Annotated in this window: 11 protein-coding genes; 6 read left to right on the top strand and 5 right to left on the bottom strand. The window is 71.6% G+C overall.

Annotated features, from left to right (window positions below):
• Positions 1-220: 220 nt before the first annotated feature.
• Positions 221-1,399 (top strand): helix-turn-helix domain-containing protein, encoded by a 1,179-nt coding sequence (locus ABZU53_RS22880; protein ID WP_354856720.1) that lies wholly within the window; start codon positions 221-223, stop codon positions 1,397-1,399.
• Between the two features lie 22 nt (positions 1,400-1,421).
• Here the strand turns inward: ABZU53_RS22880 and ABZU53_RS22875 are convergent, their stop codons facing one another.
• Positions 1,422-2,672, bottom strand: coding sequence for a DUF222 domain-containing protein (locus tag ABZU53_RS22875; protein ID WP_355067324.1), 1,251 nt, complete (start codon positions 2,670-2,672; stop codon positions 1,422-1,424).
• A 108-nt stretch (positions 2,673-2,780) separates the two neighbouring features.
• On the opposite strand from ABZU53_RS22875, the gene ABZU53_RS22870 reads away from it, so the two are divergent.
• On the top strand, positions 2,781-3,725 hold the full coding sequence (locus tag ABZU53_RS22870) for an inositol-3-phosphate synthase (protein ID WP_355067322.1): 945 nt from the start codon (positions 2,781-2,783) through the stop codon (positions 3,723-3,725).
• Here ABZU53_RS22870 and ABZU53_RS22865 read toward each other — a convergent pair.
• Together ABZU53_RS22865 and glgA are read right to left on the bottom strand one after the other, a co-directional pair.
• On the bottom strand, positions 3,697-4,191 hold the full coding sequence (locus ABZU53_RS22865) for a hypothetical protein (protein WP_355067320.1): 495 nt from the start codon (positions 4,189-4,191) through the stop codon (positions 3,697-3,699). The two genes, ABZU53_RS22870 and ABZU53_RS22865, sit on opposite strands and share 29 nt — an antisense overlap.
• A 13-nt stretch (positions 4,192-4,204) precedes the next feature.
• Complete coding sequence (gene glgA, locus ABZU53_RS22860) at positions 4,205-5,419, bottom strand: glycogen synthase (RefSeq protein ID WP_355067318.1); 1,215 nt, start codon at positions 5,417-5,419, stop codon at positions 4,205-4,207.
• A gap of 72 nt (positions 5,420-5,491) precedes the next feature.
• Between glgA and glgC the strand changes: the two genes are divergently transcribed.
• Both glgC and pgm read left to right on the top strand, forming a co-directional pair.
• Positions 5,492-6,724 carry a glucose-1-phosphate adenylyltransferase gene (gene glgC / locus ABZU53_RS22855; RefSeq protein ID WP_354856733.1) on the top strand — a complete coding sequence of 411 codons (1,233 nt, stop codon included), beginning with the start codon at positions 5,492-5,494 and terminating at the stop codon, positions 6,722-6,724.
• 28 nt (positions 6,725-6,752) lie between these two features.
• Positions 6,753-8,390 carry a phosphoglucomutase (alpha-D-glucose-1,6-bisphosphate-dependent) gene (gene pgm, locus ABZU53_RS22850; RefSeq protein ID WP_355067316.1) on the top strand — a complete coding sequence of 546 codons (1,638 nt, stop codon included), beginning with the start codon at positions 6,753-6,755 and terminating at the stop codon, positions 8,388-8,390.
• Positions 8,391-8,458: 68 nt separating this feature from the next.
• On the opposite strand, the gene ABZU53_RS22845 is transcribed toward pgm, so the two are convergent.
• Both ABZU53_RS22845 and ABZU53_RS22840 read right to left on the bottom strand, forming a co-directional pair.
• Positions 8,459-10,336 carry a nucleoside-diphosphate sugar epimerase/dehydratase gene (locus ABZU53_RS22845; RefSeq protein WP_354856736.1) on the bottom strand — a complete coding sequence of 626 codons (1,878 nt, stop codon included), beginning with the start codon at positions 10,334-10,336 and terminating at the stop codon, positions 8,459-8,461.
• Positions 10,337-10,500: 164 nt separating this feature from the next.
• Entirely contained in the window at positions 10,501-11,427 is a 927-nt protein-coding gene (locus ABZU53_RS22840; RefSeq protein ID WP_355067314.1) for an NAD(+)/NADH kinase, read from the bottom strand.
• A gap of 250 nt (positions 11,428-11,677) precedes the next feature.
• On the opposite strand from ABZU53_RS22840, the gene ABZU53_RS22835 reads away from it, so the two are divergent.
• Positions 11,678-12,883, top strand: a complete 1,206-nt coding sequence (locus ABZU53_RS22835) for a hypothetical protein (RefSeq protein ID WP_354856740.1) — start codon at positions 11,678-11,680, stop codon at positions 12,881-12,883.
• Positions 12,880-14,151, top strand: a complete 1,272-nt coding sequence (locus ABZU53_RS22830) for a hypothetical protein (RefSeq protein ID WP_355067313.1) — start codon at positions 12,880-12,882, stop codon at positions 14,149-14,151. The genes ABZU53_RS22835 and ABZU53_RS22830 overlap by 4 nt, the downstream gene beginning before the upstream one ends.
• The last annotated feature ends 26 nt before the right edge of the window (positions 14,152-14,177 follow it).

Below are 14,177 nucleotides of genomic sequence, written 5' to 3'. Positions count from 1 at the left end.
GCACAGTTGGACGAGCGTTCTTCGGATGGGCCGTTGCCGCCGGCGTACCCGGTTGCCGGCGGCCGGCCTCCGCAGCCGGACGGAGACCGGGTGCCCTGTCCGCCGCACCCGACGCGGGCGCCGCTCACCCGGCGGCAGTACACCTACGGACTCGTGATCGCGGTGGTCGTACTCCTGTTGTTTGTGGTCGGGATCGTGCGGTGAGCGCGACGGGCCTGCGGTGAACGAGCTGCCGGTGGGTCGCCGGGTCGCGCAGTGGCGGGTGCGGCGCAACATGACGCAGCAGCAGTTCGCCGACCGGCTCGGCAAGTCGAAGAGTTGGGTGGACAAGGTCGAGCGTGGGGTACGCCGGTTGGAGCGGGTGTCCAACCTCCGGGAGATCGCCGAGACGCTCCGCATCGACGTGGAGGTCCTGCTGGCCACCCGCTCAGCCCGTCCGCAGCCCGTCGCGGCCGGGGTGGACGGGATCCGGGCGGCGTTGGCCCGATACCACCTGCCGGGCTCGACCCAGACGCCCTCCGCCGAGGAGCTGCGAGCCCGTCTGGACCACGCCGACCAGAGCTACCGGCATGCCCGGTACCCGGCGCTACTCGCCCTGCTACCCAGCCTGCTCGACGCCGCACGTGCGACGCAGGCCGCCCGCGCCGGCGGGGCGGGCGACACACTGCTGGTGTCGGTGTACGCGCTCATCGCCCTGGCGCTGGTGAAGGTCGACCAGGGAGAGCTGGCGTGGCTGGCGGCCGACCGTGGGATCGCCGTCGCCTTCGCCACCAACGATCCCCGGCTCTCCGGTGTCGCCACCGTGCCGTTGAGTCAGGCCCTGCGGTCCCGGGAGCGTCGGCGCTCGGCCGCGGACGTCGCACTCCGAGCCGCGCACGGGATCGAGGCGTCCGGTGCTAATTCCCCGGATGCCGCATCGCTGCGCGGGACGTTGTTGATCCAGGCCGCCCTCGCCGCCGCGCGCGGGGGAGGAGCGCGCAACGCCCATCAGTCCCTCGACCGGGCCGCAGAGCTGGCCCGCACCGTCGACCGCGGTGGTGGCTCCGCTGGGTGTACTGACTTCGGGTCGGCGGCGGTGGAGGCAGCCCGGGTGGTCGTCGAGGCGGCGCTCGGAGATGTCGCGGTGGCGACGGTCCGGCATGAGCGGCTGCTCGCCACCGACGGGTGGCGGTGGCTGTCACCCGAGCACCGGGCCGCGTACCTGCTTGATGTGGCGCGCGTGTACATCCGGGGTGGCGACATGCTCCGGGCCGGCCGCGCGCTGCTCGACGCCGAACGCACCGCGCACGGTGAGGTGCACGACCGGCCGGCGGTGCGGAAGCTGGTTGCCGTCGTGTGGCGGTCCGCCGATGCGCCCACCGGCCTGGCCCAGCTCGCCGCCACTCTCGGCGTCGCCTGACGCGCTGACGGTGAGCTGTTGGTTAGTTGCGCCGGTGGTAGTGGTTGCGGCGGGGGAGTTGTTCGGGGTCGAGCCAGGCGGGTGGGGTGAATTCGGGGTGGCCGTCGCCGCCGAGGTGGACGGTCCAGTCACCGCGGTGAACGTGTTGGTGGTGGTGGCCGCAGAGGAGCACCGCGTTGTCGAGGCTGGTGTCGCCGCCGTCGGCCCAGTGCCGGATGTGGTGACCGTCGCACCAGCGGGGTGGGCGGTCGCAGCCGGGAAACGCGCAGCCCCGGTCCCGGAGCACCAGGGCGCGTCGTAGCGGCCCGGTGATGAGTCGGCGTTGCCGGCCGACATCAAGGGGTTGGCCGACGCCGCCGAGGACGGCGGGGAGGATGGCGGCGTCGCAGGCGAGCCGACGCACGGCCTCGGGGGTGAGCTGAAGGCCGGTGTCAAGGGCTCCGGCGCCCAACTGCCGCGTCAACCCGTCGTAGCCGGTGGTGATGACGACCTGCGTGGGGTCACCGCCGTGCTCGGGCAGCTCGCCGGTGCGCAGGGCGAGTCGGCAGACGTCGGCCAGGGCGTCGTGGCGGCGTTGCCCGGCCGTGCGGGTGTCGTCGGGGCCGCCGGGCGTGGTAAGCGGGTCGATGGCGGCGCGCAGCAGGGCCGCAGCCTCAACATCGAGAACGCCGGTGAGGCGCAGCCGACCGTCGGGCTGCTCGCTCACGGTGACGTGCCGGTCGCGGGCGGCCCGTGACTCCTGCGCCCGCAGCGCCGCATCGGCGGCGGCGTCGGCGACCTCCGGGGCGACGTGGTCGAGGATGCGGGTGCCGAGCTTGCGCAACAGGGCGGCGTCGAACTGCGCCGCCCAGTCGACGAGGACACCGACGGCCTTGTCGGCAGCCTCCGTGCCGGCCGTGGCGTGAACGGTCTCGACCGTCTCGGCGATGACCCGCACCTGCTCCACGTCGACCGCGCCGCCGACCAACGCGTCACGCACCCCGGATGGGGCGGCGTCGAGCGCTGCGGCCAACTCGACCAGCCGCCGGGCGGCACCAACCGTGAGACGTAACCGGTCCCGCAGCCACACGGCCGTCGAGGATGCGCCTTGTGCGGTCGCGGTGCCTCGACCGTCCAGCTCGCGCACGAGGGTCAACTTGACCGCGGCCAGGCGTTGCTCAAGGCGGTGCGTCGCATCCAGCGCCGCCACGAGATCGCGCTCGTTGGCAGCCCAGGCGGCCGTGTCGAAGCAGGCCGCCACGGCGGCCTCGGCCTGCTCCAACGCATCGATCACAGTAGGAGACTAGAACACCTGTACGACACTTTCCGGAGACCGTTCGTGGTCCCGTCGGAGCGGATCGCCACCCCGTCGAAACGCGCGGAGGTGACGTAGCCTCCCGCCATGATCGAACGGGTGAAGGTTGCGGTTGTCGGTGTCGGCAACAACACGTCGGCACTGGTGCAGGGGCTTGCTCTCTACCGCCAGAGCGGCAGCCTGGTCGGCATTCGCCGGCCGATGATCGACGGGCTCGGGGTGGGGGACATCGACGTCGTGGCGGCTTTCGCCACCTCCGCGGAGAAGATCGGCCGGGATCTGACCGAGGCGATCTTTCTGGCGCCCAACAACTTCCCTCGGCTGGACTGCGACCTGCCCGAAGCGGGTGTGCAGGTCACGAAGGGCCTCGTCGACGCGACCGAGGTGCAGCGGGTGGCAGCGGCGCTGGCAGGGGCGGAGGTGCTGCTCTACTCGGCGCCGAGCGGCCGGCCAGAGACCGCCCAGGCGTACGCCGAGGCAGCTCACACGGCGGGTGTCGCCTTCATCAACACCACCTCCGACCCGGTCGCGCGCGATCCACGCTGGATCGACAGGTTCGAGGCAGCCGGTCTACCGCTGCTCGGCGACGACCTGGCCAGCCAGTTCGGCACCTCGGTGCTGCACAACGCGCTGCTGCGGCTGCTGGCGGAACGGGGCCTCACCCTGGTCAGCTCCTACCAGGTCAATCTGGGCGGCACCGAAGACTTCCGCAACCTGGTCGAAAACCCCAACACCAAGAAGCAGTCCAAGCTCAACGCCCTGTCGGGCGCTGACAGCGTCGAGGTCGCCCCGCTCGGGTACCTGCCGCATCTCGCGTCGCAGAAGGTGGCCCACCTCAACCTTGAGGCGCAGGGTTGGGGTGAGACAGCGGTGAGCCTCGACGTGAAGCTGAAGGTGCACGATCCGAGTGGCGCTGCGGGGGTCAACATCGACCTCATCCGCATCGCCGCCAGCGCGCTCCGGAACGGGCGTGGTGGTTACTGCGCCGAAGCGACGTCGTTGCTCAAGTCGCCGCCGGGGACGGCGATCTGAGGCCGGGGGTGAGCAGGCGTTTCATCCGCTCGTACTCGGCGGTCATCTCCGGGGTGGCGAGGACGTCGTCGAGGTCGGCCGAGACCTGGAAGTCGACCTCCTCGACGGAGCGGATGGCCAACTCGTACAGCTCCTCGCGCCGGTCCTCCTCCAGGTAGGTGGTCCAGTGTTCGAGCGCGGTGAGGACGATCAGGATCCCCTGATCCAGGTCGCCGTCGGCGAGGATGCCCGCGTCGATCCGCGTCAACCGTGCGCGGAGCTCCGTCGCGTCGGCCGTCCGGACGTTCTCGCGGGCGCTGGCCAGCGCCGCCCACGCGTCCTCGGTCAGTTCGTCGTCCGAGGCGGTGTCGAGCAGTTCGCTCCGGACCAGCCGGGTGACCGTCTCCAGGCCGAAGACGCGCAGCTTGGCCTCGTCAGCCTCGACGACCAACTGGAGGATCGCCGCTTCGAGTTCGTCGTACCGCATCTCGCCGGCTCCCTCAGGCCGCGCCGACGGAGCGGTAGACCTCCAGGGTCTGGCGGGCGATGGCGTCCCAGGAGAAGTGCTCAACGGCGCGCCGACGGCCGGCCAGGCCGAACCGCTCGGTGCGGGCCGGGTCGGCGAGCAGCGTGTTGATCGCCGACGCCAGGTCGGCCACGAACCTCTCCGGCCGCAACGGCGTCCCGGAGCCGTCGGTGGCCTGCTCGATCGGCACCAGCAGGCCGGTCTCGTCGTCGGCCACCACCTCGGGGATGCCGCCGGTGGCGGTCGCCACCACAGCCGTCTCGCAGGCCATCGCCTCCAGGTTGACGATGCCCATCGGCTCGTACACCGAGGGGCAGACGAAGACTGTCGCGTGGGTGAGCACCTGGATCACCTCGGGCTTGGGCAGCATCTCGGCCACCCAGACCACGCCGGAGCGGTTGGCCCGCAGCTCGGCGACCAGCTCTTCCACCTCGGCGGCGATCTCGGCCGTGTCGGGTGCGCCGGCGAGCAGCACGAGCTGGGTGTCGGCCGGCAGCTCCCGGGCGGCCCGCAGCAGGTAGGGCAGCCCCTTCTGCCGGGTGATCCTTCCCACATAGACCACGCTGGGCAGCGCCGGGTCGATGCCGAGCCGCTCCAGCACGTCGGTGCCGGAGTCCGGGGCGTACTGCACGGTGTCGATGCCGTTGTAGACCACCCGGACCCGGTCCGGGTCGATCTGCGGGTAGGCGGCGAGCACGTCGTTGCGCATTCCCGCACTGACCGCGATCACCGCGTCGGCGGCCTCCATCGCGGTGCGCTCGATCCAGGAGGAGAGCGTGTACCCGCCGCCGAGCTGCTCGGCCTTCCACGGTCGCAGCGGCTCCAGGCTGTGCGCGGTCAGCACGTGCGGCACCCCGTGCAGCAGCTTCGCGGTGTGCCCGGCCAGGTTCGCGTACCACGTGTGGCTGTGCACCACGTCGGTGCCGGCGGTGCCGGCGGTGCCGGCGGCCATCTCCAGGTCCACACCCATCGTCCGCAACGCGGCGTTCGCGCCGGTCAGGCCGGGCGGATCGGCGTACGCCGTGACGCCCGGCTCGGTGCGCGGCAGGCCGAAGCAGTGCACGCGTACGTCGGTGAGGTGGCGCAACTCCCGGGCCAGGTACTCGACGTGCACGCCCGCGCCGCCGTAGACCTCCGGTGGGTACTCGCGGGTGAGCAGATCGACGCGCAGCGGGGTGGGTTCCGTCATGACCCCGCACCCTAGTGCAGAAGACTCCCCGTACGAGTGGTGAAGTCCGACGCGGGTGGATAGCGTCTGGGCATGGCTGCCAAGGTGCTCGCGATCGTCCTGGCGGGTGGGGAGGGCAAGCGCCTGATGCCACTCACCACGGACCGGGCCAAGCCGGCCGTCCCGTTCGGCGGGATGTACCGCATGGTCGATTTCGTCCTCTCCAACCTGGCCAACGCCGGCTATCTCAAGATCGTCGTGCTGACCCAGTACAAGTCCCACTCCCTCGACCGACACATCACCAAGACCTGGCGGATGTCCACCCTGCTCGGCAACTACGTCACCCCGGTGCCCGCGCAGCAGCGTCGTGGTCCGTGGTGGTTCGCCGGCTCGGCCGACGCCATCTACCAGAGCTTCAACCTCATCAACGACGAGCAGCCCGACTACGTGATCGTCTTCGGCGCCGACCACATCTACCGGATGGACCCGCGGCAGATGGTGGAGGACCACATCGCCTCCGGCGCGGCGGTCACCGTCGCCGGCATCCGTCAGCCCCTCTCGATGGCCGACCAGTTCGGTGTCATCGAGGTCGGCGAGGACGGCCGGAAGATCCGTGCGTTCCGCGAGAAGCCCACCGACGCGGTCGGCCTGCCGGACGCGCCCGACGAGATTTACGCCTCGATGGGCAACTACGTCTTCACCACCCGCGCTCTGTGCGAGGTGGTCGAGCGGGACGCGGCGGACAAGTCCAGCAAGCACGACATGGGCGGCAGCATCATCCCGATGCTCGTCGAGCGGGGCGAGGCGAACGTCTACGACTTCCGTGACAACGAGGTGCCGGGCAGCACCGACCGGGACCGCGGCTACTGGCGCGACGTCGGGACGCTCGACTCGTTCTACGACGCGCACATGGATCTGATCAACGTGCACCCCGTCTTCAACCTCTACAACTTCGAGTGGCCGATCTACACGGAGCAGCCGCCGTGGCCGCCCGCGAAGTTCGTCCACCAGTGGGGTGAGCGGGTCGGCCGCGCGGTCGGGTCGATGGTCTCGCCGGGTGTGGTGATCTCCGGCTCGCTGGTGGAGAACTCGATCGTGTCGCCGAAGGTGCGGGTGCACTCCTGGGCGCACGTCGAGGGCTCGGTGCTGATGGAGGGTGTCGAGATCGGCCGGCACGCGGTGGTTCGCCGGGCCATCCTGGACAAGAACGTGTTCGTCCCCGAGGGCGCCGAGATCGGCGTCGACCTGGAGAAGGACCGGCAGCGTTACACCGTCTCCGACAACGGCATCGTGGTGATCGGCAAGGGCCAGCGGGTCGAGCTGTGACCGTCGCACTATCAAGGAGGTAGACCCCGTGACCCATCCCCGTGCCGGCCAGCCCGCCGAGCCCGCCGACCTGGTCGACGTGCCGCGCCTGGTGACCGCCTACTACGCCGAGCATCCGGACCCCGCGGACCCGGCGCAGCAGGTGTCCTTCGGCACCTCCGGCCACCGGGGCTCCAGCCTGCGCAACGCGTTCAACTCCGACCACATCCTCGCGGTCACCCAGGCGCTCTGCGACTACCGGCGGGAGCAGGGCCTCGACGGCCCGCTGTTCCTGGCCCGGGACACGCACGCGCTCTCCGCACCGGCCGCCGTGGACGCGCTGGAGGTGCTCGCCGCCAACGGGGTCACCGTGCTGGTCGACAGCCGCGACGGCTACACCCCCACCCCGGCGCTGTCGCACGCGATCCTCACCCACAACCGGGGCCGCACCAGCGGGCTCGCCGACGGCATCGTCATCACCCCGTCACACAACCCGCCCGACGACGGGGGCTTCAAGTACAACCCCACCAACGGCGGGCCCGCCGACACCGACGTCACCCGCTGGATCCAGGACCGCGCCAACGTGATCCTGGCCGCCGGGCTCAAGGACGTCCGCCGGATCACCTACGCGCGGGCCCGGGCCGCCGACACCACCGGGGAGTACGACTTCCTCGCGCACTACGTCGACGACCTGCCGGCGGCGATCGACATCGACGCCATCCGCGACGCCGGGGTGCGGATCGGCGCGGACCCGCTCGGCGGGGCCAGCGTGGCGTACTGGGGCGAGATCGCCGAGCGGCACCGGCTGGACCTGACGGTGGTCAACCCGACGGTCGACCCGACCTGGCGGTTCATGACCCTGGACGGGGACGGCAAGATCCGGATGGACTGCTCCTCGCCGAACGCGATGGCGTCCCTGATCGCCGCCCGCGCCGACTACCAGATCTCCACGGGCAACGACGCCGACGCCGACCGGCACGGCATCGTCACCCCCGACGCCGGCCTGATGAATCCCAACCACTTCCTGGCGGTGGCGATCGGGCACCTGTCCCGCACCCGCGCCAACTGGGGTCCGGCCGCCGCGGTGGGCAAGACCCTGGTCTCCTCCTCGATGATCGACCGGGTGGCCGCCGACCTGGGCCGGCCGCTGCTGGAGGTGCCGGTCGGCTTCAAGTGGTTCGTGCCCGGCCTGCTCGACGGTTCGGTCGGCTTCGGCGGTGAGGAGAGCGCCGGGGCGTCGTTCCTGCGCCGCGACGGCTCCACCTGGACCACCGACAAGGACGGCATCCTGCTCTGCCTGCTGGCCTCCGAGATCCTGGCCACGACCGGGCGCAGCCCGAGCGAGCACTGGGCGGAGCTGGCCGAGCGGTTCGGCGCGCCCGCGTACGCCCGGATCGACGCCCCGGCCACCCGGGAGCAGAAGGCCGTGCTCGCCAAGCTCTCGCCGGACCAGGTCGACGCCACCGAGCTGGCCGGTGAGCCGATCACCGCGACCCTGACCACCGCCCCCGGCAACGGCGCACCGATCGGCGGCCTGAAGGTCACCACGGAGTCCGGCTGGTTCGCCGCCCGCCCGTCCGGCACCGAGGACGTCTACAAGATCTACGCCGAGTCCTTCCAGGGCCCGGAGCACCTCCGCCGTCTCCAGCAGGAGGCCCAGGACCTGGTCACGCAGGTTCTCGGCTGAGCGGTCGGGCTTCCACCTCGAACGCGGCGGGGCCGACGCCAGAAGGCGTCGGCCCCGTTTCCGCGAGGTCAGCGGGCCAGCGGTACGCCCCCGCGCCGTTGGGGGAGCGAGCCGTGCGGGCTGCCACAGAGCCGGGCGAGCTGATCGACGACCTTGGCAGGTTCGTCGAACGGATCCAGTCCACTGACCTCGAGGGGGTCCAGGGCCGGAACGGTCACGTGCGAGATCAGCGGGTGCAGTGGCCGGTGGTCGGCCTCGCCCTGACCGAGCAGGTCCTCGTGCAGCTTCTCCCCCGGGCGTAGCCCGGTGTAGACGATCGGGACCGGAGTGGCCGACCGCTCGACCATGCGGCGGGCGAGGTCGTCGATCCGGACCGGCTCGCCCATGTCGAGCACCAGGGCCTCCCCGTCGCGGCCGATGGCGGCCGCCTGGAGGACCAGGTGCACCGCCTCCTGCACCGTCATCAGGTACCGGGTCACGTTGGGGTCGGTGACTGTCAGCGGCTGCCTCGCCTCGATCTGCCGTTGGAAGGCAGTAACCACCGAGCCCCGGCTGCTCAGGACGTTGCCGAACCGGACGCTCAGGAAGGTGCCCGGGTAGGTCGCCGCAGCGTGCGCGGTCAGCATCTCGGTGATGCGCTTCGAGTAGCCGAGCACGCTGATCGGGTCGGCGGCCTTGTCGGTGGAGATGTTGACGAAACGGGCGACGTCCCGGCACGCGTCCAGCACGCTGAGCGTTCCCCAGACGTTGGTCTTGACCGCCTCGCCCGGGTGCCGTTCCAGCAGGGTCAGGTGCTTCAGCGCGGCGGCGTGGAAGACGATCTCGGGGCGGCGTTCCCGCATGATGCGTCGGATACCTTCGTCGTCCCGCAGGTCGGCGAGGATGAGTTCGGGGCCGTCCAGCAGCGCACGTCCGGTGAGCGACATCTGGAGGCTGTGCAGGGCCGACTCGTCCCGGTCCAGCATCATCAGCTCACCGGGGTTGGCCCGCATGATCTGCCGGCACAACTCCGAGCCGATCGAGCCTCCGGCGCCGGTGACCAGAACGCGTCGACCGGTGAGCCCGTTGTCGTCCAAGGTCAGGTCGCCGACCACCTGGCGTCGGCCGAGCAGGTCGCTGATCTGGACGTCCCGCACGTCGCTGACGGTGATCCGGTGATCCACCAGATCCCGGACCGGTGGCAGGACCTTGAACGCTGCGCCGGTGCGCAGGGTCGCCTCCCGCACCTCGCGGATCAGCGTGGCGTCGGCGTTGGCCACCGCGAAGATCACTGTGGTGGCGCCGGTGCGGCGGATCACGTCGACGAGGTGCTGCCGGCCGCCCAGCACCGGGACACCGGCGATGCGGAGGTCGTGTTTGCCCGGGTCGTCGTCGAGCGCGCCGACGGGCAGGTAGCGGCCCTTCGGGTCGCTGAGCATCGCGCGCACCAGCCCCTGCCCGGCCTCGCCGAGGCCGAAGAGCAGCACCGGGGTGGCCGAGCGGGCGTCCGGTCGCATCGCACGGTCCCGTCGGTGGCGGTGCAGGAGCCGGCAGCTGAGCATCAGCAGCAGTGCCAGCGCGGCACCGATCACCGGGGTGCTGGCCGGCACCGGGCGTTCGCCCAGCGTGAGAAGGGCGACGAGGACGATCGCCGCGGTGGTGGCGGTGGTGCCGGCGAGGCCACGAACCTCCTCGACGGTGCCGAGGGGTTGACGACCGGAACGGATGCGACGCAGCGCGCTGACGCCGACGTGCAGCACGGCGGCCCCGCCGCCGAGCAGTACCGCGTTGACCGCCTGGTCGATGGTGAGAGCCAACTCGTACCTCGCCCAGCCCGCGACCGTGAACCCGCCGACCCAGCCGAGGGCGTCGGCGGCGAGGAAGACGGCGGTCCGACGACGACTCACCCTGGCCCGGCCGGTGGCTGGTGATGTCGTTGGCTCAACCCGTTGTATCTCCGGCGGCATCTACGACTCCCTGTCCTGTCCGTGGCCGGGGGTGACCCAGGGCAGGTCAGGGGGCCACGCACGTCCCCTAACTGCTTAACGGATTTTGCGACACGGAATCCGGTTTTCACATTTCCATAACCGTTTGTCTGATTCAGTGTCGGGGAAGCCCGACGAAAGTGCCGTTACCGGCGAGGCTCCTCGCGGCGGCCGAGCTGGCGACGCAGGCTCTCGGGAAGCAACTCGCGAAGCTGCTCCGGCAACAGGGGAAGATCCAGCAGCCCCAGCTTGAGCTGATTGCGTTCCTGGTGGCGGCGCGGATCGAGGCGGACCACCAGGCCGGCGCCGTGGCGGTAGTGCACCTCCACCGCACCCGTCGTCGACCTGTTGCGGATCACCCGCCCGTCCACCTCCACCGAGACCGGCCCGGACCCGGGCCGCAGGTCCAGCCGCACCGTCTCCTCCGGCGAGAGCACCACCGACCGGGAGATGCCGGCCATCGGAGCGCTCGGCGTCACCACCACGGCCCGCGTCGCCGGCGAGATCAGGGGTCCACCGGCGGCGTAGCTGTAGGCGGTCGACCCGGTCGGGGTGCACACGACCACCGCGTCACAGCGGTAGTAGCCGTACTGTTGCCCGTCCACGCTCAGGTTCGCGCTGACGAAGCCCTGCCCCGGATGGCGGACCAGCGCGATGTCGTTGAACGCGACGACGTCGTCGCCGCACACCGTGCAGGCCAGGCAGCTGTGTGCCTCGATGGTGTACTCCCCGGTCAGCAGTCGGGCCAGCGCCGCCGGCAGGTCCGGCGGTTCGACCTCCACGAGGAACCCCAGCTTGCCCAGGTGTACGCCGAGCACCGGCTTCGGGTCGTGGACGGCCAGCCGCAGCGCGCCCAGCATCGTGCCGTCCCCGCCGATGGCGATCAGCATGTCCGACCCGGCGGCCAGCTCCTCCTCCGGCACCCCCCGGACCGGCTCGGGCACCCGGTGCCGGTCCTGTTCGCGAACCGCCAGGACGGCGTGGTGCTCGGCGGCCCAGGCCACGATCGTGCCCACCACCGGGGACACGTCCCGGGTGGGATGGAGCACCAGCCCGAGCCGGAACCGATCCATGTTCCCAGCTCATCACAGTTTGGGCGGCCGCACGGGCCGACCCGCGACGACCGCGTACGCAAGGGCGTTTCGCCCGGTCGGTTGGTTCGTTGGGTCAGGAGCGACCAACAACATCCCAAAGGGGGCGCGCGCGATGACCTGGCCCGGGGCTGCCCTCGACCCCGGCGGGCCGACCGGTGGAACCGAGGCGCGGACGGATCGGCCAACCAGGGACGGGGCGTCGGCTGCCCACCGGGATCTCGTCGGTCGGGTGCTCCGCTGCTACCCGGTGACCGTCGTCGTGCTCGCCCCGTACGCGCTGCTCATCCTGCCGACAGCGGTCTTCTACCGGAATCCGGAGACCGGCTTCATCGTCTCCCTGGTCGGGCTCGCGGTGCTGGGCAGCGCCGCCGTGGAAACGGTCGGGCGGCTGCTCGGGCGGCCCGACCCGCGCTGGCGGGAGGGCTTCCGGCGCGCCCACGCCCGGTACCCGCGGCTCTACCCGGTGGCCATCGTGGTCACGCTGACCAGCATCACCGCCAACGTGCTCGGGGCCCACCTCGGGCGCGGCACCATCGTCAACCAGGTCGCCGGTGACCTGACCGACGGGCCGCTCGCGATGGTGAGCACGCTCTTCTCGGGGTGGACAGCCCTGGGCTTCGCGTTGCTGGTGGCCAGCCACCTGAGCGGTCGGCTGTCGCGGGTGAAACTGTACGGCTGGCTGGCCGTCCTCGTCGGCGCGGAGCTCTACGTCGCCCTGCTGACGGCAGTCACCGCTCCGCTGGTCGCGCTGGCGTTCTTCATGGCTGCCACCGGAGCGCTCTGCGGCGTCTTCCGACTGCGTTACCTGGTGGTCTGTGCGGTGGTGCTCTTCCTCGCCTGGCCGGCCGTGTTCGAACACCGCAACAACATTCGGGAGGATCGCGGCGTCGCGGTGGACACCACTGTCACCGCCACGGACCGACTGCGGTTGGACAGTCAGCTCAGTGTGGTGGCGGGCTTCGACGTCCCGGTCGACCTGGGTCAGCCCGGGGTCACCGACTACCTGCGGTACGGGCTGGTGCCCCGGGTGCTGGATCCGGACCGGCCGGTGCTCTCCACCGGGCAGCGGATCAACCTGTACATCGGCGGTGGGTCGACGTCGGCCTACACCTTCCTGCTGCTGGGCAACATCTGGTTCTTCGACGGCCCGGTCGGCGTGGTCGCCGTGCACGCCTTCTGGGCCGCGGTGGCGGCAATGCTGCTGCGCTGGCGGGGGCCGCCCGGCCCGGTCCGGCTGAGCCTCTTCTGCCTGGTGCTCTTCGACCCGCTGCTCTGGTCCAACACCTACCCGGACTCCACCATCAGTTTTCTGCAGCACGTGGTGGCGGCGCTGCCGGTCTTCGTCCTCCTGGGGCTCACCCGCCGCCCCCTGCACGGGGCCCGCAAGAACGCGGGCACCGGCCGACTGCCCACCGCCCGCGGCGCGATCCGGTGACCGTACGGGTGGGCCGGCACGCGGTCGGCCGGCACGCCGTCGGCCGGGCCGACGCTCCGGACGGTCCACGCACCGGTCGCCGGGCGCTGCTCGCGCTGGTCGTCGGCGGGCTCTCCAGCGGCGGCAACCTGCTGCTGGCGATCACCGTGACCCGACTGGAGTCGGTCGGCGGGCTGGGTCAGTTCGCCCTGGCCTTCTCGTTCTACATCGTCGGCTCCGGGTTGGTGCGGAGCACAGTGACCGACACCGTGCTGGCCACCGGGATCGGGGTCGCGCCGGCCGCCCGGCGGGCGATCCTGCTCGGCCTCGTCGGTGGCTCCCTGGTCGGCGCGGCCGGCGTGGCGTACGGCTCGACCTACCTGCTGTTCGTGGGCCTCGCCCTGCCCGGGTTGGTCCTCTACGACTACACCAAGGCGGTCGCCGTCGGCATCGGCGCTCCCTCGGCGGCGATGGCCCAGGAGATCGCCTGGGCGGTGCTCACCGGGTGTGCCGCGCTGGCCGGCCTGCTCCGGGTGATCGACGCGCCGTACGTCTTCGCCCTGTGGGCCGTCGGCGGCGCTCTGATCGGCGTGGTCGTGGCGGCCCGGCGCCGGTACGCGCTGGTGCCCGGCTGGCGGGTCGGCCGCGCCGAGAGCCGCGTCGCGGCGGGGTTCGGTGCGCAGTTCCTGCTGACCACCGGGTCGGCGCAGCTGGCGCTGACCGCTGTGGCGTTGGTCGCCGGCACGGCGGTGGTCGGCGCGTTGAGCGCCGGGCGCACGCTGCTGGGGCCGGTCAACCTGGTGCTGTCGACCGCGGCCACGCTGATCCTGCCGCAGTTGGCCCGCACCCGGGCCGAGTCCCGCGCGGTGCGGACTCGGGCGGCTGTCCGGCTCGCGCTGCTCGTGGCCGCCGCCGTTCTGCCGTTGACCATCGTGGTCGCCCTGCTGCCGGACGCGGTCGGGAAGGAACTGCTCGGCACCAACTGGACCGTCGCCCGGAGCCTGCTGGTACTGCTCGCGCTGGAGAGCCTGCTCGCCGTGCCGGCCACGATCGGCTTCGCCGGGCTGCGGATCGAGCGGGCGAGCCGGCGGGCGATAGTGCTCGGCATCCTGCTCGGCGGGCTCCGTGTGCCGGCGGTCGTCGCCGGGGCGGTCCTGTTCGGCGCGCCCGGGGCGGCCGGCGCGCTTGTCGTGCTGGCCCTGCTCAGCGCGGTGGCCTGGGGCGGCAGCTATCTCCTGCTGCTGTCCGACCGGGCGGTGGAGCGCCCACCGGTCGTCCAACCGGTCTGACCGCCGGACCCGCGCCGACGGGGTCG

Source organism: Micromonospora sp. NPDC005194 (assembly GCF_040608335.1).
GTDB lineage: Bacteria > Actinomycetota > Actinomycetes > Mycobacteriales > Micromonosporaceae > Micromonospora.
Note: the sequence above shows the minus strand (reverse complement) of the source record. Positions and strands in the feature narration are given on the sequence as shown.

Coding starts and splice junctions, on each gene's coding strand:
- ABZU53_RS22870 (WP_355067322.1), top strand. CDS start 2,781: ATGATCGAACGGGTGAAGGTTGCGGTTGTCGGTGTCGGCAACAACACG.
- ABZU53_RS22865 (WP_355067320.1), bottom strand. CDS start 4,191: ATGCGGTACGACGAACTCGAAGCGGCGATCCTCCAGTTGGTCGTCGAG.
- glgA (WP_355067318.1), bottom strand. CDS start 5,419: ATGACGGAACCCACCCCGCTGCGCGTCGATCTGCTCACCCGCGAGTAC.
- glgC (WP_354856733.1), top strand. CDS start 5,492: ATGGCTGCCAAGGTGCTCGCGATCGTCCTGGCGGGTGGGGAGGGCAAG.
- ABZU53_RS22845 (WP_354856736.1), bottom strand. CDS start 10,336: ATGCCGCCGGAGATACAACGGGTTGAGCCAACGACATCACCAGCCACC.
- ABZU53_RS22840 (WP_355067314.1), bottom strand. CDS start 11,427: ATGGATCGGTTCCGGCTCGGGCTGGTGCTCCATCCCACCCGGGACGTG.